This is a genomic window from Roseovarius ramblicola (assembly GCF_042430665.1).
In the GTDB taxonomy this organism is placed as follows: Bacteria; Pseudomonadota; Alphaproteobacteria; order Rhodobacterales; family Rhodobacteraceae; genus Roseovarius; species Roseovarius ramblicola.
Window position 1 is genome coordinate 549,214 of the sequence record NZ_JBHMEC010000017.1, and the last position, 20,809, is coordinate 570,022.

Annotated in this window: 22 protein-coding genes; 11 read left to right on the top strand and 11 right to left on the bottom strand. The window is 68.6% G+C overall.

The genetic code is table 11. The features are described 5' to 3' along the window. Positions 1-80: 80 nt before the first annotated feature. The 10 genes from ACFFU4_RS13365 to ACFFU4_RS13410 all read right to left on the bottom strand — a co-directional run bounded on the left by ACFFU4_RS13365 (position 81) and on the right by ACFFU4_RS13410 (position 7,886). A complete protein-coding gene (locus tag ACFFU4_RS13365) occupies positions 81-1,424 on the bottom strand; it encodes a DNA-packaging protein (protein WP_377070267.1) in 1,344 nt (447 codons plus the stop codon). Then, the gene (locus tag ACFFU4_RS13370) at positions 1,345-1,701 is read right to left on the bottom strand and encodes a hypothetical protein (RefSeq protein ID WP_377070268.1); all 357 of its coding nucleotides are present in this window, start codon (positions 1,699-1,701) and stop codon (positions 1,345-1,347) included. Before ACFFU4_RS13370 ends, ACFFU4_RS13365 begins: the two co-directional genes overlap by 80 nt. A gap of 189 nt (positions 1,702-1,890) precedes the next feature. After that, a complete protein-coding gene (locus tag ACFFU4_RS13375; RefSeq protein WP_377070269.1) occupies positions 1,891-2,499 on the bottom strand; it encodes a nucleotidyltransferase family protein in 609 nt (202 codons plus the stop codon). Beyond that, positions 2,496-3,302, bottom strand: coding sequence for an ABC transporter permease (locus ACFFU4_RS13380; RefSeq protein WP_377070270.1), 807 nt, complete (start codon positions 3,300-3,302; stop codon positions 2,496-2,498). Before ACFFU4_RS13380 ends, ACFFU4_RS13375 begins: the two co-directional genes overlap by 4 nt. After that, positions 3,299-4,183 carry an ABC transporter permease gene (locus tag ACFFU4_RS13385; protein WP_377070271.1) on the bottom strand — a complete coding sequence of 295 codons (885 nt, stop codon included), beginning with the start codon at positions 4,181-4,183 and terminating at the stop codon, positions 3,299-3,301. The genes ACFFU4_RS13380 and ACFFU4_RS13385 overlap by 4 nt, the downstream gene beginning before the upstream one ends. Before the next feature lie 58 nt (positions 4,184-4,241). Continuing rightward, entirely contained in the window at positions 4,242-4,961 is a 720-nt protein-coding gene (locus tag ACFFU4_RS13390; RefSeq protein ID WP_377070272.1) for a transporter substrate-binding domain-containing protein, read from the bottom strand. 27 nt (positions 4,962-4,988) lie between these two features. Continuing rightward, positions 4,989-5,762, bottom strand: a complete 774-nt coding sequence (locus tag ACFFU4_RS13395) for an ABC transporter ATP-binding protein (protein ID WP_377070273.1) — start codon at positions 5,760-5,762, stop codon at positions 4,989-4,991. A 121-nt stretch (positions 5,763-5,883) separates the two neighbouring features. After that, positions 5,884-6,615 (bottom strand): phosphate/phosphite/phosphonate ABC transporter substrate-binding protein, encoded by a 732-nt coding sequence (locus tag ACFFU4_RS13400; protein ID WP_377070274.1) that lies wholly within the window; start codon positions 6,613-6,615, stop codon positions 5,884-5,886. Between the two features lie 14 nt (positions 6,616-6,629). Then, positions 6,630-7,067, bottom strand: coding sequence for a tellurite resistance TerB family protein (locus ACFFU4_RS13405; protein ID WP_377070275.1), 438 nt, complete (start codon positions 7,065-7,067; stop codon positions 6,630-6,632). Positions 7,068-7,112: 45 nt separating this feature from the next. Next, entirely contained in the window at positions 7,113-7,886 is a 774-nt protein-coding gene (locus tag ACFFU4_RS13410) for a 3-hydroxybutyrate dehydrogenase (RefSeq protein ID WP_377070276.1), read from the bottom strand. Positions 7,887-8,167: 281 nt separating this feature from the next. On the opposite strand from ACFFU4_RS13410, the gene ACFFU4_RS13415 reads away from it, so the two are divergent. The 5 genes from ACFFU4_RS13415 to ACFFU4_RS13435 all read left to right on the top strand — a co-directional run bounded on the left by ACFFU4_RS13415 (position 8,168) and on the right by ACFFU4_RS13435 (position 12,805). Further along, positions 8,168-10,003: an extracellular solute-binding protein gene (locus ACFFU4_RS13415; RefSeq protein ID WP_377070278.1), complete on the top strand. Its 1,836-nt coding sequence runs from the start codon at positions 8,168-8,170 to the stop codon at positions 10,001-10,003. Between the two features lie 27 nt (positions 10,004-10,030). Continuing rightward, entirely contained in the window at positions 10,031-10,144 is a 114-nt protein-coding gene (locus tag ACFFU4_RS13420; RefSeq protein WP_377070279.1) for an entericidin EcnA/B family protein, read from the top strand. A 98-nt stretch (positions 10,145-10,242) separates the two neighbouring features. Then, entirely contained in the window at positions 10,243-11,280 is a 1,038-nt protein-coding gene (gene alr, locus ACFFU4_RS13425) for an alanine racemase (protein ID WP_377070280.1), read from the top strand. A 2-nt stretch (positions 11,281-11,282) separates the two neighbouring features. Next, complete coding sequence (locus ACFFU4_RS13430; protein WP_377070281.1) at positions 11,283-12,062, top strand: MlaE family ABC transporter permease; 780 nt, start codon at positions 11,283-11,285, stop codon at positions 12,060-12,062. Beyond that, the gene (locus tag ACFFU4_RS13435) at positions 12,059-12,805 is read left to right on the top strand and encodes an ABC transporter ATP-binding protein (RefSeq protein WP_377070282.1); all 747 of its coding nucleotides are present in this window, start codon (positions 12,059-12,061) and stop codon (positions 12,803-12,805) included. The genes ACFFU4_RS13430 and ACFFU4_RS13435 overlap by 4 nt, the downstream gene beginning before the upstream one ends. Positions 12,806-13,209: 404 nt before the next feature. On the opposite strand, the gene ACFFU4_RS13440 is transcribed toward ACFFU4_RS13435, so the two are convergent. Then, positions 13,210-14,610 carry a divergent polysaccharide deacteylase family protein gene (locus tag ACFFU4_RS13440; protein WP_377070283.1) on the bottom strand — a complete coding sequence of 467 codons (1,401 nt, stop codon included), beginning with the start codon at positions 14,608-14,610 and terminating at the stop codon, positions 13,210-13,212. 141 nt (positions 14,611-14,751) lie between these two features. Here ACFFU4_RS13440 and ACFFU4_RS13445 point away from each other — a divergent pair, with 141 nt between their 5' ends. The 6 genes from ACFFU4_RS13445 to ACFFU4_RS13470 all read left to right on the top strand — a co-directional run bounded on the left by ACFFU4_RS13445 (position 14,752) and on the right by ACFFU4_RS13470 (position 20,803). Continuing rightward, positions 14,752-15,333, top strand: coding sequence for an anthranilate synthase component II (locus ACFFU4_RS13445; RefSeq protein ID WP_377070284.1), 582 nt, complete (start codon positions 14,752-14,754; stop codon positions 15,331-15,333). Further along, positions 15,330-16,349: an anthranilate phosphoribosyltransferase gene (gene trpD, locus ACFFU4_RS13450; RefSeq protein ID WP_377070285.1), complete on the top strand. Its 1,020-nt coding sequence runs from the start codon at positions 15,330-15,332 to the stop codon at positions 16,347-16,349. Before ACFFU4_RS13445 ends, trpD begins: the two co-directional genes overlap by 4 nt. Further along, on the top strand, positions 16,346-17,161 hold the full coding sequence (trpC, locus tag ACFFU4_RS13455; protein WP_377070286.1) for an indole-3-glycerol phosphate synthase TrpC: 816 nt from the start codon (positions 16,346-16,348) through the stop codon (positions 17,159-17,161). Before trpD ends, trpC begins: the two co-directional genes overlap by 4 nt. Next, positions 17,161-17,637: a cyclic pyranopterin monophosphate synthase MoaC gene (moaC, locus tag ACFFU4_RS13460; RefSeq protein WP_377070287.1), complete on the top strand. Its 477-nt coding sequence runs from the start codon at positions 17,161-17,163 to the stop codon at positions 17,635-17,637. Before trpC ends, moaC begins: the two co-directional genes overlap by 1 nt. Then, entirely contained in the window at positions 17,634-18,803 is a 1,170-nt protein-coding gene (locus ACFFU4_RS13465; RefSeq protein ID WP_377070288.1) for a molybdopterin molybdotransferase MoeA, read from the top strand. Before moaC ends, ACFFU4_RS13465 begins: the two co-directional genes overlap by 4 nt. A gap of 461 nt (positions 18,804-19,264) precedes the next feature. Further along, positions 19,265-20,803, top strand: a complete 1,539-nt coding sequence (locus tag ACFFU4_RS13470) for a trimethylamine methyltransferase family protein (RefSeq protein WP_377070289.1) — start codon at positions 19,265-19,267, stop codon at positions 20,801-20,803. Positions 20,804-20,809: the final 6 nt, after the last annotated feature.

A 20,809-nucleotide genomic window follows, 5' to 3' on the forward strand; every position in this document is an offset into this window, starting at 1 on the left:
CCGCGTGCCAGCGGGTCGCGACAGACCGGCGGGCGGGCGACGCGTGATCATCCGCCACCGCCGCACCGCCCGCCCGCCGCTCACAGCGCGCGCACGCTCGGGCGGCGCCACGTCGCCCCCGGCTCCACGATCAGCTCGGTCAGCGCCCAGACCAGCGCGTCCACCCGGTCGGGGCTGCCGCGCCCCTCATAGCCGCGCGCGGTCATCGCGCACATCTGGTCCTCCAGCGCGCCCAGTCCGCGCAGGTGATGCACCCGCCCCTGCTCGTAGAGCGCAGCCACCGGCTCGGCGCGCGTCACCTTGCCCCGGTTCGCGTGGACCTTGCGGAACGGCACCAGCGGGTCCACCTGCCGGATCACCTGTTCCACCAGGTCGCCGCCCTGGTTGACCTCGGCCACCAGGCGGTCGGCCCCCCAGCGCTCCATCGCGCGGATCGCGGCCTTCGCCCAGGCCATCGGGCTCGCGGCGCTGACGCTCGCATCGGCCAGCACCCAGGCCCGCCAGTCCGACACGGGCCCTTGCGTGACCGCACCCACCACCACGATCCCGCATTCATCCGACCCGGAATGGCCAGTCACCGGCGGGTCCACGGCCACCACGATCCGGTCCAGCTCCGGCGCCGCCCCGACCCGCCCCGCCTCGATCATAGCGGGCGTCCACAGCGCATCCTCGGCGGCGTCCATCAACACGCCGTCAAGCTCCTGCCGCCCCAGCCGCGTGCCGGCATAGCGCGCGCGCACCTCCTCGAGGAACCCCTGCGCCAGATTGGCGGTGTTGGCCTCGGTGGGCGCGCTCGTCTCCACCGTGCTGTCGCTGGCAAGGATATCCTTGAGCACGCCCACGTTGCGCGGCGTCGTGGTCACGCAGACCTGCGGCGCCTCGCCCAGCCGCAGCCCGAATTGCAGCATGTCCCAGGTGTCGCGCGCCTTCTTCCACTTGGCCAGTTCATCCACCCAGGCACCGTCGAACTGCGGCCCCCGCAGCCCCTCGGGCTCGTGCGCGGAAAACACCTGCGCCACCGCCCCGTTGGGCCATACGAGCCGTCTGCGCGTGGCCTGCCACTCGGGGCGGCGGTCCGGGGGGCTGCACGCCATGATCCCGCTCTCGCCAAAGATCATGACCTCGCGCACCTGCTCGACCGTCTCGCCGACCAGCGCCAGCCGCTTGCACGCACCTTCGTCCAGCGGCTTCGCGCCTTCGACGCGGGCGCGCACCCATTCGGCCCCCGCCCGCGTCTTGCCCGCGCCGCGTCCGCCCAGGATCACCCATGTGCGCCAGTCGCCGCCGGGCGGCAACTGATGCGCCATCGCCCAGAACTCGAACACATAGGGCAGCGCCAGCAATTCACCCTCGCCCAGGGCATCGAGGAACTCGTGCTGCGCATCGCTTCCTTGCGAGACGATCCATGCGGCACCGGATCTCAACCCGGGCGGCGTCGAAGTCGATGGCGTAGCCGTGGACGATGCCACGCTCGTGTTGTCTGCGTTTTTCAAGCTGTGCCTCCATATCGATGGCGATCCTGAGCCACTGACGGATTTCCGCCGTGGCCCGCGTCGCGTTCTTCAATTCGTCGAATTCCCCGGCCCGTATCCGCCGATAAAGCGCCTCGAGCTCGCCGCGCATGTCCGCAAGCTGCTCTTCAAGCGAATTGATCGCATTGCTCAGGCCCGAGGGCCCCTCCTCCGGGGTGATCAGAACCATGCGTGTCGCTGCCTCATGCCGTTTCCCTTCTCGCGATGCCCCCCGCCCGCGCCGGCACGAAAAGACGGTCGCCTTTGGCACCCCGCGACCGCCCGTCCATCTCGTCCAGCAAGGCACAACCTATACGCGATCTCCTGCGATCGGTCAAATCTGCGCCACCGGCCAAACGCCCGTCATGTTTGGGTTTTCTTAAGGTTTCGGCATCCCGCCCGCGCGCCACGCAGCCCAGTCCTCGGGGGTGTCGAGGTCGGTCACGGCGCGCGCGCCCGGCAGCGCGACATGCGCTACCTCATGCGCCGCAAGGATCGCCCGCGCGCCCGCATCCCCGCGCAGCGTCGCCATCTCCGGCAGATACCGCGCCGGGAACACCACCGGGTGCCCCACGCGGCCATCCTCGGCAGTGGCCCGCAGGATACGGACCCCGTCAAACGCCCCCAGAACCGCCCGCAAATCCGCCACCGTCAGATCCGGCAGATCGGGCAACAGCACCATCAGCGCCCCCGCCCCGCGCGCCGTGGCCCAATCCGCCCCCCGGCGCAGCGACGCGGCCATGCCCTCGCCCGCCTCCGGCACCTCCTCCAGCCACAGGCGCGGCCCCGTCAGCGGCGCCAGCGCCCGCGCCCGCGCGTCCCCCCCGGGCGGCAACGTCACCAGCACCTCGCCGCCGAGGTCCAGCGCCGCCGCCACCCGATCGGCCAGCAGCGCCCGCCCGCGCACCTCCTCCATCAGCTTGTCGCGCCCCCGCATCCGCCGCGACGCCCCCGCCGCCGGCACCAGGATCGCCACCGCACCGCTCACCGGATGACGTTGAGCCGCAGCCGCAGCCCGCGACGCGCCTCCTGCGGCAGGTGCCGGTTCAGCCGCCGGTTCACCGCACCGAATATCCCGATCACCACCAGCGTCAGCAGGATGAAATACCCCGCGAGGATCGGGTAGGGCACAAACGGGTTGAAGGTTTTGTCGGCGAAATAATTGGCATAATACAGCGCGTCGCCCCGCTGCTGCCACGCCGGAAAGCCGGAAAAGAACACCAGCGTCGTCGAATGGAACAGAAAGATCGCCTCGTTGGTATAGGCAGGCCACGCCAGCCGCAGCATGGTGGGCCAGATGATCCTGCGAAACCGCGTCCAGCCCGAAAAGCCATAGGCGTCCGCCGCCTCCACATCGCCCTTGGGGATCGATCGCAGCGCACCATAGAAGATCTCGCCGGAATAGGCTGCGGTATTGAGAAACAGCACGATCAGCGCCCCCAGCCACGCCGACGTGAATGCGTCAAAGACCGGGCTGACCGATTTCAGCGACAGAAACAGGAAATAGGCGAAAAAGAACTGGATGAAGAGCGGCGAGCCGCGAAAGACAAAGATGAACCATTCCGACAGCTTGCGGATCACCCGGTTGCGCGATCCCTTGCCCACCGCCACCAGCGTGGCCAGGAAAAACCCCGCCAAAAGCGCCAGCGCCCCGAAATACACGTTCCAGATCATGCCCGACCCGATCAGCGTGAAATGCTCGCAGAGCGTATAGCCCTCGCGCGGCAACAGCCGTTCGCCATGGCCGAGACTGCGCAGCGCGTAATCCTGCACCGTCTGCCAGCAGCTCATGCGCCCGCCCTCCGCTGCGCTTCGCCGCCGGTGGTGGCCTGCCCGTGGCTGAGGCGCTGCATCACCCGCTCGAGCGCCACCTCCGAGACCTTGGTCAGTCCGAGATAGAACACCAGAAGTGCCAGAAAATACCACATCCGCCAGTCGCCATGCGGATAGTCGGTAAAGCGCGGCAGCGCGGTGCCCCCCATCTCGCGCGCCCAGTAGACGATATCCTCCACCCCGAGGAGGAACAGCAGCGGCGTGGCCTTGGTCAGCACCATCCACAGGTTGCTGAGGCCCGGCAGCGCATAGACCCACATCTGCGGCACGAGGATGCGCCAGAAACTCTGCCGGCGGCTCATCCCATAGGCCTCCGCCGTCTCGATCTGCGCGCGCGGCACCGCGCGCATCGCGCCATAGAGCACGCTGGCGGCGAACGCCCCGAACACGATGGCGAACGTCAGAACGGCGAGGAAAAATCCATAGGTGTCATGCACCCATTGCGGCGAGTTGCCCAAGGGCAGCTTGGCCGCCTGGCACACCACGAAATCATTGCCCTGCCAGATCTCGTCGGGCCAGTCGGGGCATTTGACCTGATGGCGGATCACCTCGAAAATCTGGTCGAGCGCGATCACGAAGAACAGGAAGAACGCGATATCCGGCACACCGCGCACGATGGCGATATACGACTTGCCGAACCACGACAGCGGCCAGATCCGCGACCGCGCCGCCATCGCCCCGCCAAAGCCGAAGGCGAGGGCCGTCGGCGCGGTGATCGCCAGCAAGAGCAGCACCGTGCCCACCGCGATGTAGAGATTGGCGTGCTTGACCGTGGTCAGGTAACAGGCCAGCCACCGCGCACCGTCGAGCGTCGCGGGATCGGAGCAGAAGGAAAACATGCGCGCGGCCCCCGGCGGATCGGCCCGCGCGCCGCATGGCGCGCGGGGATGAAAGCGGTCACTCGAAGGTCGAGGACACTTCCCATTTCTCGATCATCGTGTTGAGCGTGCCGTCATCCTTCATCGACTGGATCGCCGCATCGAAGGTCTCGCGCAGCTCGCCGTCGGATTCGCGCACGCCCATCCCGACACCGCCGCCCAGCGGCACGTCATCGCCTACGAACATCAGGCCCGGGTCCTCCTCCGCGATCGGTGCGAGGTAGGACTTGTCGGCCAGAACCGCGTCGGCCTCGCCGTTGCGCACCGCCGCGATGGTCTCCTCGGGCGTGGCGAATTCCAGCAAGGTCGCGCCCGATTCGGCCACGTAGCCTGCCTGGATCGTGCCGGTCTGCGCCGCGATCACGCCGCCCGTCAGATCGACATCGTCGGACATCGCCAGGTAGGCGGACGGGTCCGGGGGCGTGTAGTTCTGGGTAAAGTCGATCACCTCGTCGCGCTCGTCGGTGATCGACATGCCGGCGATGATGGCGTCGTAGTTGCCCGAGACGAGATTGGGAATGATGCTGTCCCAGTCGTTCGTCACCCACTCGCAGTTGAGCTCGGCGCGCGTGCACAACTCGTCGCCCAGATCGCGCTCGAAGCCGTCCACCTCGCCCGCATCGTTGATGAAGTTCCACGGCGGATAGGCCCCCTCGGTGCCCAGCCGCACCACGTCCTGCGCCATCGCGATGCCGGCCATCATGGTCACGGCGGCGGTGGAAATCAGTAGTTTCTTCATGTGTTTTTCCCTCCTGGTTGGTAAATTTCAGGCGGCCATCGTGGAGCTGAGAAAGCCCCGCAGCCGCTCTGATTCCGGTGCGCCGAACAATGCGTCCGGCGCGCCCTCTTCCTCGATCAGGCCCTGATGGAGAAAGACGACATGATCGCTCACGTCGCGGGCCATGCTCATGTCGTGGGTAACGAGCATCATCGTGCGTCCCTCGTTCGCGAGGTCCTTGATGACGCGGATCACCTCCTGCTCCAGTTCCGGGTCTAGCGCCGAGGTCGGCTCGTCAAAGAGCAGCGCCTCGGGCTCCATGCACAGCGCGCGGGCGATTGCGGCGCGCTGTTGCTGCCCGCCCGAGAGCTGTGCGGGGTAGACGTCGCACTTGTCGCCGATGCCCACCTTGTCGAGATAGCCGCGCGCCGCGTGCTCCACCTCGGCCCGGTCGCGGCCCAGCACCGTGACCGGCGCCTCCATCACGTTTTGCAGGATGGTCATGTGCGCCCAAAGGTTGAACTGCTGGAACACCATGCTCAGATTGGTGCGGATGCGCAAAACCTGTTTGGCATCAGCGGGATGGCGGCCCAGCCCCTCGCCCTTCCACTTGACCGGTTCGCCATTGAACAGGATGTCGCCCTGCTGGCTGTCCTCCAGCAGGTTGGCACAGCGCAGGATGGTGGATTTGCCCGATCCCGACGATCCGATGAGCGAGATGACATGGCCGCGCGGCGCGGTGATATCGACGCCCTTTATGACCTCAAGCGCACCATAGGCCTTGTGCAGGTTGCGGATTTCGATCACCGGCGTCTCGGCCACGCGCGTCCCCCTGTCGGACTTTTGTCTTGTGACGTTCTCGTGACAATAGGGCCGAAAATTCCGCGCGATGCAACTTGCAATACGGCGGAACAGGGCGCGTGACCTCCGAATTGACGCCCGATCAGGTCAATTCGGAGGCAGGCGGCGCCGGGATCGGCAGCGCGAGATAGGCCTCGGGTGCGATCCGGGCCAGCCCCGAAATCCCCAGCGTGTCGCGATCCTCCCGCGTCATCGCCGCCAGCGCCGCCGAGAGCGCGGCGCGGATCGGGGCGGGGTCGCGCGTGGCGGCGGTGATCCAGGGCAGCGCGGGTGTGGGATCGGTGCGTCCGACCACCCGCAGGTCGCGCGCGAACCTGTCGGTTCGCGCCATGAACCTCCAGCTTAGCGCGTCGAGCGCGGCGATGTCCGCGCGGCCCTCGGCAACCGCCCGGGCAGAGGCCGCGTGTGCGCCCGTGCGCAGTGTTTCGGTAAAGGCAAAACCCCGCTCCGCCGCCCATGCCTGCGGCGCGGCCCAGCCCGATTGCGACAGCGCGTCGTTGTAGGCCAGCACCGCCCCGGCGAATTCGCGCGGGTCGTCGCGCGGATCGTCGCGGCGTGCAACGAACACGCTGTAGTAGTGGCCCGGAGGGCAATCCGGCAGGTCGCAGACCGGGGGGCCCACAAGGTTCACCTTGTCGTAAAGCCTTGAACGGTAAGGCAAACCACAGGTCTGCGACAAGAGCAGGTCGGGGCTCTGCCAATGGTCCCAGAGGTCTCCCTCACGGGTGAGCCGCTCCGGCCCCTCGCCCAGCCGCGTGCGCACGCCCTGCCACAGCCGGTCATTGGCCGCCGCCGTCTCGGGCCGGTCATACATCGGCAGGCTGGCAATCATCCGCGCATGACCCGTTGGCGGGCGCGGGCGCTGTCCTGATCGGTGAGGCCCAGAAGGCTCGTCACCAGCCGGATGAGCGAGTCCTCGTGCGCCTCGCGCGCGCCATCGGCCAGCGCAACCTGCCACAGCGCCTCGATAATTTCGGCGCGCGCCTCATAGGGCACCGCGTCCTTGATCGCGCGGGTGAAGCGCACCGTATCGGGCGCCTCGGCCTCGAGCGCCTCGGCGTCGCCGCGCAGCACCTCGGCCCCGGTCGCGTCCAGCGCGTACCGCTCGGACAGGATGCGGGCGATGCGCGCGCGCTCGTCGGCGTCATAATGGCCGTCGGCGCGCGCTAGGCGCACCATCAACGCCGACAGCGCGCGCCGCGCGTCCTCGTCGGGCAGGGTCTCGGGGGCGGGGGCCAGAAGCCGGCTGAGCAAATCTCCGAACATGCCGCCGATATAGACCGCCCGCGCGCCCGCGCCAATGCCCCGTTGTTACTGCGCGCTCCAGCCGCCATCGACGCTGATCGTCGTGCCGGTGACCTGCGCCGCCGCGTCCGAGCAGAGATAGAGCACGGTCCCGGCAAGCTGTTCGACCGTGACGAAATCCTTGGACGGCTGTTTGGCGAGGATCACCTGCTCGATCGCGGCATCCTCGGAAATGCCGTATTGCCTGGCCGTATCGGGAATTTGCGCTTCCACCAGCGGGGTGAGCACGTAGCCGGGACAGACGGCGTTGCAGGTGATCGGCTCCTTCGCGGTCTCGAGCCCGACCGTCTTTGTCATGCCGACGACACCATGCTTGGCGGTGACGTAGGCGGCCTTGAAGGGCGAGGCGCGGAGCCCGTGCGCCGAGGCGATGTTGACGATCCGGCCCCAGCCCGCCTTGCGCATCAGGGGCAGCGCGGCGGCGGTGGTGTGAAAGGCCGAGTTCATGTTGATCGCGATGATCGCGTCCCATTTGTCCTGTGGAAACTCGTCGATCGGGGCGACATGCTGAATGCCCGCGTTGTTGACGAGGATGTCGCAGGCGCCCGCCTGTGCGATCAGCGCCCGGCACTCGTCGGGTTTCGACATGTCGGCCTTGATGTAGCGCGCCTGCACGCCGGTCTCGTCGGCGATTCGGGCGGCGAGCGCGTGATCCTCGTCCGAATCGGTGAACGAGTTCAGAATCACATTCACGCCCGCGCGTGCCAGTTCCTCGGCGATGCCCAATCCGATACCGGAATTGGAGCCGGTGATGACGGCGGTCTTGCCCTTCACGCTCATGCTGTGTCTCCCATATGCATTGCGCGCGCAGCATAGATGCTGCATTGCGGAATTGCACGCGGGTCTTGCGATCACGTCGCGGAGAGCGGACAAAAAAAGCCCCGGCACAAGGCCGGGGTCCAGTCATTGAGGCAGGTTTCATACAGGCAAGAAACCTATCGAGCAGTGGTTTCTTTATAAGCAATCCTGAGCCGCTGTCCAAGCTAAAAGTTTGAAAAGGCGTGAATCCGGTCTTAGGCTCGGCACCAGGAAAACAAGGCAGAGCAGGAATTGTCGCCGATATGGCACCGGATTTTTTCTCCACATGGCGCGCCGCACTCGCGGCGCTCGCGCTCGGGCTGACAGCGGCACCGGCGCGCGCAGAGCCGACACATGGCATAGCTATGTATGGCCCCCCTGCCCTGCCACCTGATTTTGTGTCGCTGCCCTATGCCAACCCGGATGCCTCCAAGGGCGGGCGCATCGTCACCGGCAATGTCGGCAGCTTCGATTCGCTCAACCCTTTCATCCTGCGCGGCACCGCACCGTGGCAGATCGCGCACCTCACGCACGAGACACTCATGGGGCGATCTTTCGACGAGCCGTTCACGCTTTACGGTCTTCTTGCCGAATCGGTCGAGACGGATGCGGCCCGCTCGTGGGTGGAGTTCACCCTGCGCGAGGAGGCCCGATTCTCGGACGGTACGCCGGTCACTGTCGAGGATGTGATCTGGTCCTTCGAGGCGCTCGGCACGCGCGGCCATCCGCGCTATCGCGGCTTCTGGGACAAGGTCGCCTCGATCGAGGCGACCGGCCCGCGCAAGCTGCGGCTCACCTTCAACGAGACCGACCGCGAGCTGGCGCTGCTGGCCGGGATGCGTCCGATCCTGCAAAAGGCGCAATGGCAGGGGCGCGACATCGCCGAGGGCGGTCTTGCCGACGTGCCCCTGGGCACCGGTCCCTATGTGGTCGAGGAATACGAGGCCGGCCGTTTCGTGTATTTGCGGCGCGACCCGGATTACTGGGGCCGCGATCTCGCGTTCCGCCGCGGCACGCATAATTTCGACGAGATCCGGATCGAGTTCTACGGCGACGATACCGTGCTCAAGGAGGCGTTCAAGGGCGGGCTGCTGAGCTATGTACGCGAGTTCAACGCCGAGGCCTGGGCCAATCAGTACGATTTTCCGGCCGTTGAGCGCGGCGAGATCGTGCTGTCGGAAATCCCGCACCGAAAGCCCTCCGGCATGACCGGATTTGTCATGAACACAAGGCGCGCGCCGCTGGATGACTGGCGGGTGCGCGAGGCGCTCATCACCGCGTTCAACTTCGAGCATGTCAACGACACACTCACCGGCGGGCGGCAGCCGCGCATTACCTCGTATTTCTCGGGCTCAGAGCTGGGCATGCGTCCCGGCCCCGCCGAGGGGCGGGTGCGCGAACTGCTGCTGCCCTTTGCCGACAGCCTCCTGCCCGGCACGCTCCAGGGGTATGATCTGCCGGTGAGCGATGGCACGGCGCGCAATCGCAAGGGCCTGCGCCGGGCGATGCGGCTGCTGGGTGAGGCGGGCTGGCAGGTGCGCGAGGGGCGGCTGGTGAACGACGCGGGCCGCCCGCTGGAGCTGACCGTGCTGCTGCAACAGGACGGGCTGATCGCGCAGGCGGGCGCGATGATGGACATCTACGCCCGCGCGCTGTCGCGGCTGGGTATCGCGCTGACCATCGAGTCGGTGGACAAGGCGCAATATGCCGAGCGCGCGGCGCAGTTCGATTTCGACCTGACGATGATGCGCCGGTCCCTGTCCCTCAGCCCCGGCAACGAGCAGCGCTTTTACTGGGGGGGCGATCATGCCGACGAGCCCGGCAGCCGCAACCTGATGGGGATGCGGTCCGAGGCCGCCGGGGCGATGATCGACGCCATGCTCGCCGCGCCCGACCGCGCGGGCTTCGTCGCCGCCACCCGCGCGCTCGACCGGGTGCTGAGCGCCGGGCGCTATGTCATCCCGATCCATCGCTATGCCGTGGGCCGTATTGCCCACAAGGCGGATTTGACCTATCCTGTGGATAACCTGCCGATCTACGGTGACGGGATTCATTTCCTGCCGACGGTCTGGTGGGAGAAAAAGAACGACAATCAATAACGTCACACGAGCAGAGCAGGCAAGCACATGCGCAAACTCATCGCCCTCGCCCTCATCGCCGGGCTGACCGGGTGCGCCACCGTCGATGGCATCGGACGCGACATTTCCGGTGCCGCGCGCGGCGTCCAGAGCTGGTTCTGACGCGGTCGCAGGCGGCGCGGCGCGCGTCCCCCGCAGCGGGGCGCGCGGGGTCCGCTTTTCCCTTGACGCCCCCGCCCCGGCTGTCAAAACCCAAGGTCATGAGCACCGCCACCCTCACCATCGACCTCGACGCCATCGCCGCCAACTGGCGCGCGCTCGACGCCGCCAACACCGGCGAGACGGCGGCGGTGGTCAAGGCCGATGCCTACGGGCTGGGCGCAACCCGCGTGGCGCGCAGGCTGATGCGCGAAGGCGCGCGCAGCTTCTTCGTCGCCATCGCCGAGGAGGGGGCGGCCCTGCGCGAGGTGGTGGGGCCGGAGGCGGCCATTTACGTGTTCTCGGGTCACATGCCCGGCGATGCCGACATGATCGCCGATTGCCACCTCGTGCCGATGATCAACTCGGTCGATCAGATGATCCGCCAGGCCGAGGCGCTGCCCGGCCATGGCTTTGGCATTCAGCTCGACAGCGGCATGAACCGGCTGGGGATGGAACCCGCCGAGTGGCAGGCGGTGCGCGAGATCGCGCTGGCGCAGGGGCCGCGCCTCATCATGTCGCATCTCGCCTGCGCCGACGAGGCCGATCACGCGATGAACGCGCAGCAGTTGCACGCCTTCCGCGACATGACAGAGGGGCTGGATGTCCCGCTCAGCCTCGCCAATACCGGCGGCATCCTGATGCACCGCGATTACCATTTCGACCTCGCGCGCCCCGGCATCGGTCTCTATGGCGGCGCGCCCTTCACCGACGCGCGGCCGGCGGTCACGCTCGACATCCCCGTGATCCAGTGCCGCGACCTGCAGGAGGGCGAAACCGTGGGCTACGGCAACGCCTTCGTGGCGGCGCGGCCCACCCGCATCGCCACCGTCTCGGCGGGCTATGCCGATGGCATCCTGCGGGGCATGGGACCGCGCACCTCGCTCTATGCCGAGGACACGCCCTGCCCCATCGCGGGCCGCATCTCGATGGATCTCATTGGCGTGGACATCACCGATCTGGGCCACGATCCGTCGAGCCTGCGGCTGCTGGGCCCCGAGCAGGGCATCGACGTTCTCGCCGGTAATGCGGACACCATCGGCTACGAAATCCTCACCTCGCTGGGGGCGCGCTACACGCGGCGCCATATCGGCGCGTGAGCGTGCTCCTGCGCCTCCTCGCGAGCCTGGGGCGCGCGGTGATCACCGGTCTGGCCGGGGTGGGTGAATTCGCCCTCTACGCCGCCGCTACCGTCAGCCACCTCGCGCGCCCGCCCTTCTACTGGCGCGAACTGGGCGTGTCGCTGATGCAGATCGGCTGGTTTTCGCTGCCCGTTGTCGGCATGACCGCGCTGTTCACCGGCGGCGCGCTGGCCCTGCAAATCTATGCCGGCGGCGCGCGCTTCAACGCCGAGACGGTGGTGCCCTCGATCGTCGCCATCGGGCTGACGCGCGAGCTCGGGCCGGTGCTGGGCGGGCTGATGGTGGCGGCGCGCGTGGCCTCCTCCATCGCCGCCGAGATCGGCACCATGAAGGTGACCGAACAGATCGATGCGCTGACCACGCTCTCGACCAACCCGATGAAATACCTCACCCTGCCCCGCGTGCTGGCCGCCACGCTCAGCGTTCCTGTGCTGGTGGCCGTGGGCGACGCGATCGGGATCATGGGCGGCTTCCTCGTCGGCATCGGGCGGCTCGATTTCGGGGCGAACGCCTATCTGCAGAACACGGTCGACTTCCTCGAGGCGCGCGACGTGGTCTCGGGTCTCGTCAAGGGGGCGGTGTTCGGCTTCATCGTGGCGGTGACCGGCTGCTATCACGGAATGCGCTCGCGCGGCGGCGCGCAGGGCGTGGGCCGCGCCACCAAGCGCGCGGTGGTGGCCTCGTCGGTGCTGATCCTCGCCTCCAACTACGTGCTGACAGAGGTGTTCTTTTCGGCATGATCGAGCTTTGCGACGTTCACAAGACCTTTGGAGACAACCGCGTGCTGCGCGGGCTGAACCTGACCATCGGGTCCGGCAGTTCCATGGTGATCATCGGCGGCTCGGGCACCGGCAAGTCGGTGGCGCTCAAGTGTATTCTCGGGCTGATCCGCCCCGACAGCGGCACCATCACGCTCGACGGTGACGACGTGACCCGCGGCGACCGCGACGCGTTTCTCGCGCGCTTCGGGATGCTGTTTCAGGGCGGTGCGCTCTTTGATTCGCTGCCCGTCTGGCAGAACGTCGCCTTTCGCCTGCTGCGTGGCTCGCTCAAGCGGCCCAGGGACGAGGCGCGCGAGGTCGCTGTGGAAAAGCTGCGCCGCGTCGGGCTGACGCCCGACGTGGCCGACAAGTTCCCGGCGGAATTGTCCGGCGGCATGCAAAAGCGCGTGGGGCTGGCGCGGGCGATCGCCGCCGAGCCCGAGATCATCTTTTTCGACGAGCCAACGACCGGGCTCGACCCGATCATGTCGGGCGTCATCAACGAGCTCATCCGCGAGATCGTGGTGGAGATGGGGGCCACGGCCATGACCATCACCCACGACATGACCAGCGTCCGCGCCATCGCCGACAACGTGGCGATGCTGCATGACGGGGTGATCAAGTGGACCGGACCGGTGTCGGGGATGGATAACTCGGGCGATCCGTATCTCGATCAGTTCATCCACGGCCGCGCCGAGGGACCGATCGCGGCGGTGCGGTGACGGCGGCGAATGGCCTTGAAGGGGACATTGACGTCTATACCCATGCGCGGAATCAAGGGCGAAGCCCGCCGCGCATCGCCGGGCCGCCCCCCGGCACGGCGATTTGGCTGCAACCTGCTCTGATCTCTGATGTTTTTCGGGTTTGGCTGGCATAAAGCACTGCCAAACTGACGTTGGATCGCCGCACCGCGGCCCGTCGATGCGCGGCTCACCCGGAAGTCCCCTCCAGGCCACTTGCCACCGGTGAGGCATCGACGCGCGGCACCTGCCCGGTCGCCGAGGGTCCGACGTCGGTCAGCCCGGAACGTGCCCACGTTCATTCGCGGTCACGCGCCCCGCTCCGACTGCTTGATCTCGCATGTTCGGGAAGATCGAAGCCGCTTCCCGCTTTTGAGCGACACGCCCTAGTTCGCCGCCCCCCGCCGCAGCACCGCGGAGACCGGCACCAGTGCCACGCTCGCCGCGCGGTCCTGCAGGCCCCAGAGCAACAGCGCGCTGATCGTGTCGGCGCGCAGGCGGCCCAGCATGATGACGCCGTCCTGCTGCTGATTGGCGCGCATCGCCGCCTGATCGAGAAAGCGGCGCACGGCGGCTGCATCCTGCCCCTGCGCATCGAAATCGCGGAACAGCGTGGCCGAGGGCACGCCCTCGCGGGCGATGAGCTTGCGCGTCGTGTCGAGCCCGTTGGGCCGCATCACGAGGCCGTGGCCGCTCTCTGACAGGATCGGGGCTAGCTGCGCGCCGGCCGCGCGGCTGCCCTGCAGCCCGGTGCCGTCACCCTCGATCACCGCCACCGCCTGCGGCACACGGCTGAGCATGGCGGCCATCGCGGTCTCGACCTCCGCTGGCGTGGCGTCGGGCGGCAGGTCGGCGGCAAGCAGCACCTCGAACCCGGCGTCGCGGTAGCGCGCAGCCGCCCCTGCCGCGTCGGGGTGGGTGGCGGCGATGGCGATGCTCAGGGGATAGGGGAATGCCTCCAGCGCCTCGATCCCGAGCGCGTTCTGTCCCCCGTCGATCAGCACGACGGCCATCAGCGGCTTGTCGGGCGGCGGGTCGATCGCGACCGCGTTGCGTGCGAGCGCGCCCTGCGGCGGCGCGGGCCGGGCGTCGTTGTCCGCCGCCTCGTCCACCGTGGGCGCGTCACCGATGCGCGGCAGCCGGTCGCTGCCGCCATCACCGGGCAGCGTGTCACCGCCCTCCGGCTCGATCCTTCGGGGGCCGGGGGCAGTCTCGGGTGTGCCCTCTTCGGGGGCCATGGTGGCGATGCTGTCGTCGGCGGGGGGCTGTCGCGGCTCATCAGGCGTTCTCAGACCGGCATCGCTCTCGCCGGGGTCGGGGCTCGGGGGCTGGGCCGGCTCGGTCGAGATCGTCAGACGCGTCTCGCCTTCGGGCTGCGCGGGGGCCGGGGCCTGCGGCGAGGGCAGCACCGGACTGTCGCTCTGCACCGCGACGCCGCCCGCGTCCGGCCCATCGGCGGGCGGCGCAGCGAGAGAGGACGCGCCGCCGGTATCGGGGGGCGGGGCGGTGTCGGCGGCGCTGAGCCCGCGCGTATCGTCAGGCTCCGGCGCGGGCACGCGCGGCGCGGCGCCGGAATCGGGCCCGTCGCCCACATCCGGCAGCGCCGCCTCGCGATCCTCGCGCACCGCGTCAAATCCCGAGCCTGGCGGCACCTCGACGGCACCGGCATCGGGCGCCTGCTCGCGCTGCGCCGTCCTGTCGGCGAGGTCGACCACCACCGACGCGGTGCCCAGAACGAGGCCCGACACCACAAGGCCCGTCATCATTCCCGCCAGAACCCCGCGCATTGCTGCCCTCACCCCTTGATTTCTCGTGCCCGTTCGCCCGCGTTTCCGGCCTAGCGCCCCTTGACGGTCCGGCGCAAGCCTGAACAAGTATACCGCGACCGGCCCCACGGCCAACAGCCCCGTTGCCAAAGGACAGGCGTCATGCTGCTCTTGATCGACAATTACGACAGTTTCACCTACAACCTCGTACATTACGTGGGCGAATTGGGGGCCGAAACCCGCGTCGTGCGCAACGACGCGATGGACGTGGCCGAAGCGATCGCATTGCGCCCCGCAGGCATCCTGCTGTCGCCCGGCCCGTGCGACCCGGACCAGGCGGGCATCTGCCTCGACCTGACCCGTGCGGCGGCGGACGCAAGCATCCCGCTTCTCGGCGTGTGCCTCGGGCATCAGGCCATCGGTCAGGCCTTTGGCGGCCGCGTCATCCGCCATTCCGAGATCGTCCACGGCAAGATGGGCGAAATCCGCCATACCGGGGCAAGCGTGTTCGCCGGGCTGCCCTCACCGTTCGAGGCGACGCGCTATCATTCGCTGGTGGTCGAGCGCGACAGCCTGCCGGACTGTCTGGAGGTAACGGCAGAGCTTGCCGACGGCACCATCATGGGCCTGCGCCACCGCGAACACCCGATCCACGGCGTGCAGTTCCACCCCGAATCCATCGCCTCGCAGCATGGCCACGCGCTCCTGCGCAACTTCCTCAACATGATGCAGGTGCCCGCATGAGCGACATCCGGCCGCTGATCGCCGCCGCCGCCGACCGGGCGCTGACGCGGTCCGAGGCGGAGGCCGCGTTCACCATCCTGTTCGAGGGCGAGGCCACGCCCGCGCAGACCGGCGGCTTTCTCATGGCGCTGCGCACGCGGGGCGAGACGGTGGACGAATACGCCGCCGCCGCCGCCGTTATGCGCGCGAAATGCCACAAGGTACGCGCGCCCGAAGGCGCGATGGACATCGTCGGCACCGGCGGCGACGGCAAGGGCACGCTCAACATCTCGACCGCCACCGCCATCGTGGTGGCAGGGGCGGGTGTCGTGGTGGCCAAGCACGGCAACCGCAACCTCAGCTCGAAATCGGGCGCGGCGGACGCGCTCGGCATGCTGGGTGTCAAGGTAATGATCGGCGCCGAGGCAGTGGAGCGGGTGCTCGCAGAGGTTGGTATCGCCTTCATGATGGCGCCGATGCACCACCCGGCGATGGCCCATGTCGGCCCGGTGCGCGCCGAGCTTGGCACGCGCACGATCTTCAACATACTCGGGCCGTTGACCAACCCGGCAGGCGTGAAGCGGCAGCTTACCGGTGCGTTCTCGCGCGATCTGATCCGCCCGATGGCCGAGACGCTGGGGCAGTTGGGGTCCGAGCGCGCGTGGCTCGTGCATGGCAGCGACGGCACCGACGAGATGACCATCACCGGGGTGACATGGCTGGCCGCCCTCGAAGAGGATGGCAGCATCCGCGAAGCGGAGCTGCATCCCGAGGATTTCGGCCTGCCCGTCCACCCGTTCGAGGCCATTCTCGGCGGCACGCCCGAGGAGAACGGCCGCGCGCTCAAGGCGCTTCTGGACGGCGCGCCGGGGGCGTATCGCGACGCCGTGCTGCTGAATGCCGCCGCCGCGCTCACCGTCGCAGGGCGCACGGACGACCTGCGCGAGGGCGTGGCAATCGCCGCCGAGAGCATCGACTCTGGCGCGGCGCGCACGCGGCTCGCCGCGCTTGCCAAAGCCACATCGGAGGTTTCATGACCGCACCGACCATTCTGGAGAAGATCAAGGACTACAAGCTCGAGGAGATCGCCGCCGCCAAGGCGGCAAAGCCGCTCGACGAGATCGAGACCGAGGCCCGCGACGCGCCCGCCGTGCGCCCCTTTGCCGGGTCGCTGCTGCAAGCGTCGAAGACCGGCTATGGCCTCATCGCCGAGATCAAGAAGGCGAGCCCCTCCAAGGGCCTCATCCGTGAGGATTTCGACCCAGCGGCATTGGCGCGGGCCTATGCCGAGGGCGGGGCTGCGTGCCTGTCGGTGCTGACCGACGGTCCGAGTTTCCAGGGCGCGCCGGAGTATCTGCGCGCGGTCCGCGAGGCGTGCGATCTGCCCGTGCTGCGCAAGGATTTCATGTACGATCCCTACCAGGTGGCCGAGGCACGGGCCTGGGGCGCCGATTGCATCCTCGTCATCATGGCCAGCGTATCCGACGCGCAGGCGCTTGAGCTGGAGACGGCCGCGACCGAATGGGGAATGGATACGCTCATCGAGGTGCACAACCGCGAAGAGCTTGATCGCGCGGCGGCGCTCAGCTCGCGCATGATCGGCATCAACAACCGCGACCTGCACAGCTTCGAGACCAGCCTCGACACCACCCGCAAGCTGTCGAAATTCGTGCCGCCCGAGCGCATGATCGTCAGCGAAAGCGGGCTGGCCACGCCCGACGATCTTGCCGAGATGGCCCGCTACGGCGCGCGCTCCTTTCTCATCGGCGAGGTGCTGATGCGCGCCGATGACGTGGCCGCCGCAACCCGCGCGCTGCTGGCCAACCCGCTCACCGCCGGAGGCATCTGATGGCCGGGCTGACCCATTTCGACGAGCGCGGCGCGGCGCATATGGTGGACGTGTCCGACAAGGACGTGACCGCGCGGGTGGCCGTGGCCGAAGGCCACATCAAGATGGCCCCGCAAACCTTTGATCTCATTGCCGAAGGCCGCGCGAAGAAGGGCGATGTGCTGTCGGTGGCGCGGCTGGCGGGGATCATGGGCGCAAAGAAGACACCGGATCTCATCCCGCTGTGCCACCCGCTGCCGGTGACCCGCGTGGCGGTGGACCTGACCCTCGATCCCGACCTGCCGGGCGTGAGGGTCGAGGCCACGGTCAAGACCACCGGGCAGACCGGCGTCGAGATGGAGGCGCTCACCGCCGTGTCGGTGGCGGCGCTCACGGTCTATGACATGGCCAAGGCCGTGGACCGCGCGATGGAGATCGGCGGCATCCGGGTGGTTCTCAAGGATGGCGGCAAATCGGGGCGATACGAGGCGACATGATCACCGTTGCCGAGGCCCTGGGCCAACTCTTCGCGCTGGTCGGCCCGACCGGGACCGAGGAAGTCCCCCTCGCCGAGGCTGCGGGCCGCGTTCTGGCCCGCGACGTGGCCGCCACCCGCGATCAGCCACCCTTCGCCGCCTCGGCGATGGACGGCTATGCGATCGCCGAGGCCCCTGCCCCCGGCACGGTATTGACCGTGATTGGCGAGGCGGCGGCCGGGCATGGTTTTACGGGCCGCGTGGGCACTGGAGAGGCGGTGCGCATCTTCACCGGCGCGCCGGTGCCGGAGGGCGCGACCCGCGTGGTGATGCAGGAGGACGCGACGCGCGACGGCTGTGCCATCACCCTCGGCGACGGCATCGGACCGAACGACAATATCCGCCCTGCGGGCTGTGACTTTCGCGAGGGGCAGGCGATGAGCGCGCCGCGCCGCCTGCGTCCCGCCGATATCGCGCTGCTGGCGTCGATGAGCGCGGCCACCGTCCCCGTGCGCCGCCGCCCCGAGGTGGCGCTGATCGCAACCGGCGACGAGCTTGTGATGCCCGGTGAGGATCCCGGCCCCGACCAGATCATCGCTTCCAACGCCTTTGGACTCAAGGCGCTGCTGGAGACGCGCGGGGCGCGGGCGCGGCTGTTGCCGATCGCGCGCGACACCCGCGCCTCGCTGGAGACGGTGCTGGGGCTGGCCGAGGGCTGCGACATGATGGTGACCATCGGCGGCGCATCGGTGGGCGATCACGATCTGGTGGCCCGGCTGGGGTCGGAGCTGGGACTGGAGCGCGCGTTCTACACGGTGGCGATGCGACCCGGCAAGCCGCTGATGGCGGGCCGGATGGGGAATGCGGCGATGGTCGGGCTGCCGGGCAACCCGGTCTCGGCGATGGTCTGCGGCCATGTCTTTGTGGCGCCAATGATCGACGTCATGCTTGGGCTCGGGACCGCCCCCGCCCCCCGCAGTACCGCCCCGCTCGCCGCCCCGCTGCCCGCAAATGGCCCGCGCGAGCACTACATGCGCGCACGGCTTTCGGAGGCGGGGATTGCGGCGGAGGAAAAGCAGGACAGCTCGCTGCTGAGCATCCTCGCCCATTCCGACGCCCTGCTGGTGCGCCCGCCCCACGACCCGGCGCGGGAGGCGGGCGAGGTTGTGGCTTATCTGCCGCTCTGAGCGGCATGGCTGGCCATGAGCCGTCGTTGGGACACCGGCGAATTGGCCCCCGGCGGATGCGCGAGGGATGCGCACGCTACGGACACGGCACCGGACGGGGTGCGCGTACATTGCGCACCGTATCGTCCATGTCGGGCGCGCGACGGAACGTCCGAAGGGCCGCAGCAAGCCGGACCCTGCCTCTTGCCGCCCTGGGTTCAGGTTGCCCTGCGGATCAATCTGCAGGCACAAGACGCCGCTTCATAGCCCGTTTGCGACACCGGTCGCAAACGCGACAGACAGGCTGGGCCGATTCGGGATTCGATCCCCGGAGGAGGAACGGTCATGGCCCAACGCAGCAAGATCGCGCTCGTGTGCCGCACCATCGGGGCGGAACGCGGCCTCGCGCCGCGGGGGCGACCCTGAGGGCACGCCAACCGCCGCGCCCGCCGACCCTGCGATCTTGCCAAGGACACTTCCCGATGACAGCCACCGCCCCGCGCCGCTCCGGCGGCCGCGCCGCGCGCCGTGACGCACGCGCCGCCCCCCTCGCCGACACCCTCCGCCCAGTCCGCCCGGGCCTCGACGGCGGGCTCTACCACCCGCTGACCGAGGCACAGATGCACCGCATCCACGCCGCCGCGCTCGACGCTCTCGAACAGATCGGGCTGGCCGACGCACCGCCCTCGGGCGTCGAGTACATGACCCGCGCGGGTGCCACCCTCGGCACCGACGGGCGGCTGCGCTTTCCCCGCGCGCTGATCGAGGACACCGTCGCCCGCGCCAACCGCGCGATCACCCTGCACGGGCGCGACCCGCGCCACGATCTGAGCCTGTCGGGCAACCGCGTGCATTACGGCACCGCCGGTGCGGCGGTGCATCTGGTGGACGCGGCCACGGGCGAGTATCGCGAAAGCACCGTGCAGGATCTGCACGACGCCGCGCGCATCGCCGACACGCTCGACAACATCCATTTCGTGCAGCGCCCGATGGTCTGCCGCGACATCCCCGACAACCGCGAGATGGACCTCAACACGCTCTACGCCTGCTGCGCGGGCACCACCAAGCATGTCGGCGTGTCCTTTACCGAGCCGGAATTCGTCGCCGACGCGCTCGAGATGCTGCACCTGATCGCGGGCGGCGAGGCGGCATGGCGCGCGCGCCCCTTCGTCAGCAATTCCAATTGCTTCGTCGTCCCGCCGATGAAATTCGCCACCGAATCCTGCCGCGTGATGGAGGAGGTGATCCGCGGCGGCATGCCAGTGCTTCTCCTGTCGGCAGGCCAGGCCGGCGCCACCGCCCCCGCCCCCATCGCCGGGGCCATCGTGCAGGCGGTGGCCGAATGCCTCGCCGGGCTGGTCTACGTCAACGCCGTGAAACCGGGCCACCCGGCGATCTTCGGCACCTGGCCCTTCGTCAGCGACTTGCGCACCGGTGCGATGTCCGGCGGCTCGGGCGAACAGGCGCTCCTGTCGGCGGGTTGCGCGCAGATGCACAAGTTCTACGGCCTGCCCGGCGGCGCCGTGGGCGGCATCGCCGATTCGAAGCTGCCCGACATGCAGGCCGGGTGGGAGCAGGCCACCTCCAACGTCATGGCGGGGCTCTCTGGCCTCAACATGGTCTACGAGGCGGCGGGGATGCACGCCTCGCTGCTGGGCTTCTGCCACGAGTCGCTCATCCTCGGCGATGATCTGATCGGGCAGGCGCTGCGCTGCGTGCGCGGTATCGAGGTGGACGAGGACACACTCAGCCTCGAGGTGATCCGCGAGGCCTGCATCGGCGGCCCGGGCCATTACCTTGGTGCGGGCCAGACGCTGGCGCGGATGCAGACCGATTACCTCTATCCCGCCTGCGCCAACCGCGCCTCGCCCAAGGAATGGGTCGAGCAGGGCCAGCCCGATCTCGTCGCCACCGCCACCGCCCGCAAGGATCGCGTCCTCGCCACCCGCGCGCCCGCGCGCTTTGCGGCGGACGTGGACGCGGCCATCCGGGCGCGGTTTGCCATTCACCTCGGGGCGTGAGGCGGA

What these genes read in the sequence shown, in the direction of transcription:
- ACFFU4_RS13405 (WP_377070275.1), bottom strand. Translation starts at nt 7,067, where the DNA reads ATGTTCGGAGATTTGCTCAGCCGGCTTCTGGCCCCCGCCCCCGAGACC.
- ACFFU4_RS13415 (WP_377070278.1), top strand. Translation starts at nt 8,168, where the DNA reads ATGGCACCGGATTTTTTCTCCACATGGCGCGCCGCACTCGCGGCGCTC.
- trpC (WP_377070286.1), top strand. Translation starts at nt 16,346, where the DNA reads ATGACCGCACCGACCATTCTGGAGAAGATCAAGGACTACAAGCTCGAG.
- ACFFU4_RS13440 (WP_377070283.1), bottom strand. Translation starts at nt 14,610, where the DNA reads ATGCGCGGGGTTCTGGCGGGAATGATGACGGGCCTTGTGGTGTCGGGC.
- ACFFU4_RS13435 (WP_377070282.1), top strand. Translation starts at nt 12,059, where the DNA reads ATGATCGAGCTTTGCGACGTTCACAAGACCTTTGGAGACAACCGCGTG.
- trpD (WP_377070285.1), top strand. Translation starts at nt 15,330, where the DNA reads ATGAGCGACATCCGGCCGCTGATCGCCGCCGCCGCCGACCGGGCGCTG.
- ACFFU4_RS13445 (WP_377070284.1), top strand. Translation starts at nt 14,752, where the DNA reads ATGCTGCTCTTGATCGACAATTACGACAGTTTCACCTACAACCTCGTA.
- moaC (WP_377070287.1), top strand. Translation starts at nt 17,161, where the DNA reads ATGGCCGGGCTGACCCATTTCGACGAGCGCGGCGCGGCGCATATGGTG.
- ACFFU4_RS13420 (WP_377070279.1), top strand. Translation starts at nt 10,031, where the DNA reads ATGCGCAAACTCATCGCCCTCGCCCTCATCGCCGGGCTGACCGGGTGC.
- ACFFU4_RS13385 (WP_377070271.1), bottom strand. Translation starts at nt 4,183, where the DNA reads ATGTTTTCCTTCTGCTCCGATCCCGCGACGCTCGACGGTGCGCGGTGG.
- ACFFU4_RS13400 (WP_377070274.1), bottom strand. Translation starts at nt 6,615, where the DNA reads ATGTATGACCGGCCCGAGACGGCGGCGGCCAATGACCGGCTGTGGCAG.
- ACFFU4_RS13410 (WP_377070276.1), bottom strand. Translation starts at nt 7,886, where the DNA reads ATGAGCGTGAAGGGCAAGACCGCCGTCATCACCGGCTCCAATTCCGGT.
- ACFFU4_RS13390 (WP_377070272.1), bottom strand. Translation starts at nt 4,961, where the DNA reads ATGAAGAAACTACTGATTTCCACCGCCGCCGTGACCATGATGGCCGGC.
- ACFFU4_RS13380 (WP_377070270.1), bottom strand. Translation starts at nt 3,302, where the DNA reads ATGAGCTGCTGGCAGACGGTGCAGGATTACGCGCTGCGCAGTCTCGGC.
- alr (WP_377070280.1), top strand. Translation starts at nt 10,243, where the DNA reads ATGAGCACCGCCACCCTCACCATCGACCTCGACGCCATCGCCGCCAAC.
- ACFFU4_RS13470 (WP_377070289.1), top strand. Translation starts at nt 19,265, where the DNA reads ATGACAGCCACCGCCCCGCGCCGCTCCGGCGGCCGCGCCGCGCGCCGT.
- ACFFU4_RS13465 (WP_377070288.1), top strand. Translation starts at nt 17,634, where the DNA reads ATGATCACCGTTGCCGAGGCCCTGGGCCAACTCTTCGCGCTGGTCGGC.
- ACFFU4_RS13370 (WP_377070268.1), bottom strand. Translation starts at nt 1,701, where the DNA reads ATGGTTCTGATCACCCCGGAGGAGGGGCCCTCGGGCCTGAGCAATGCG.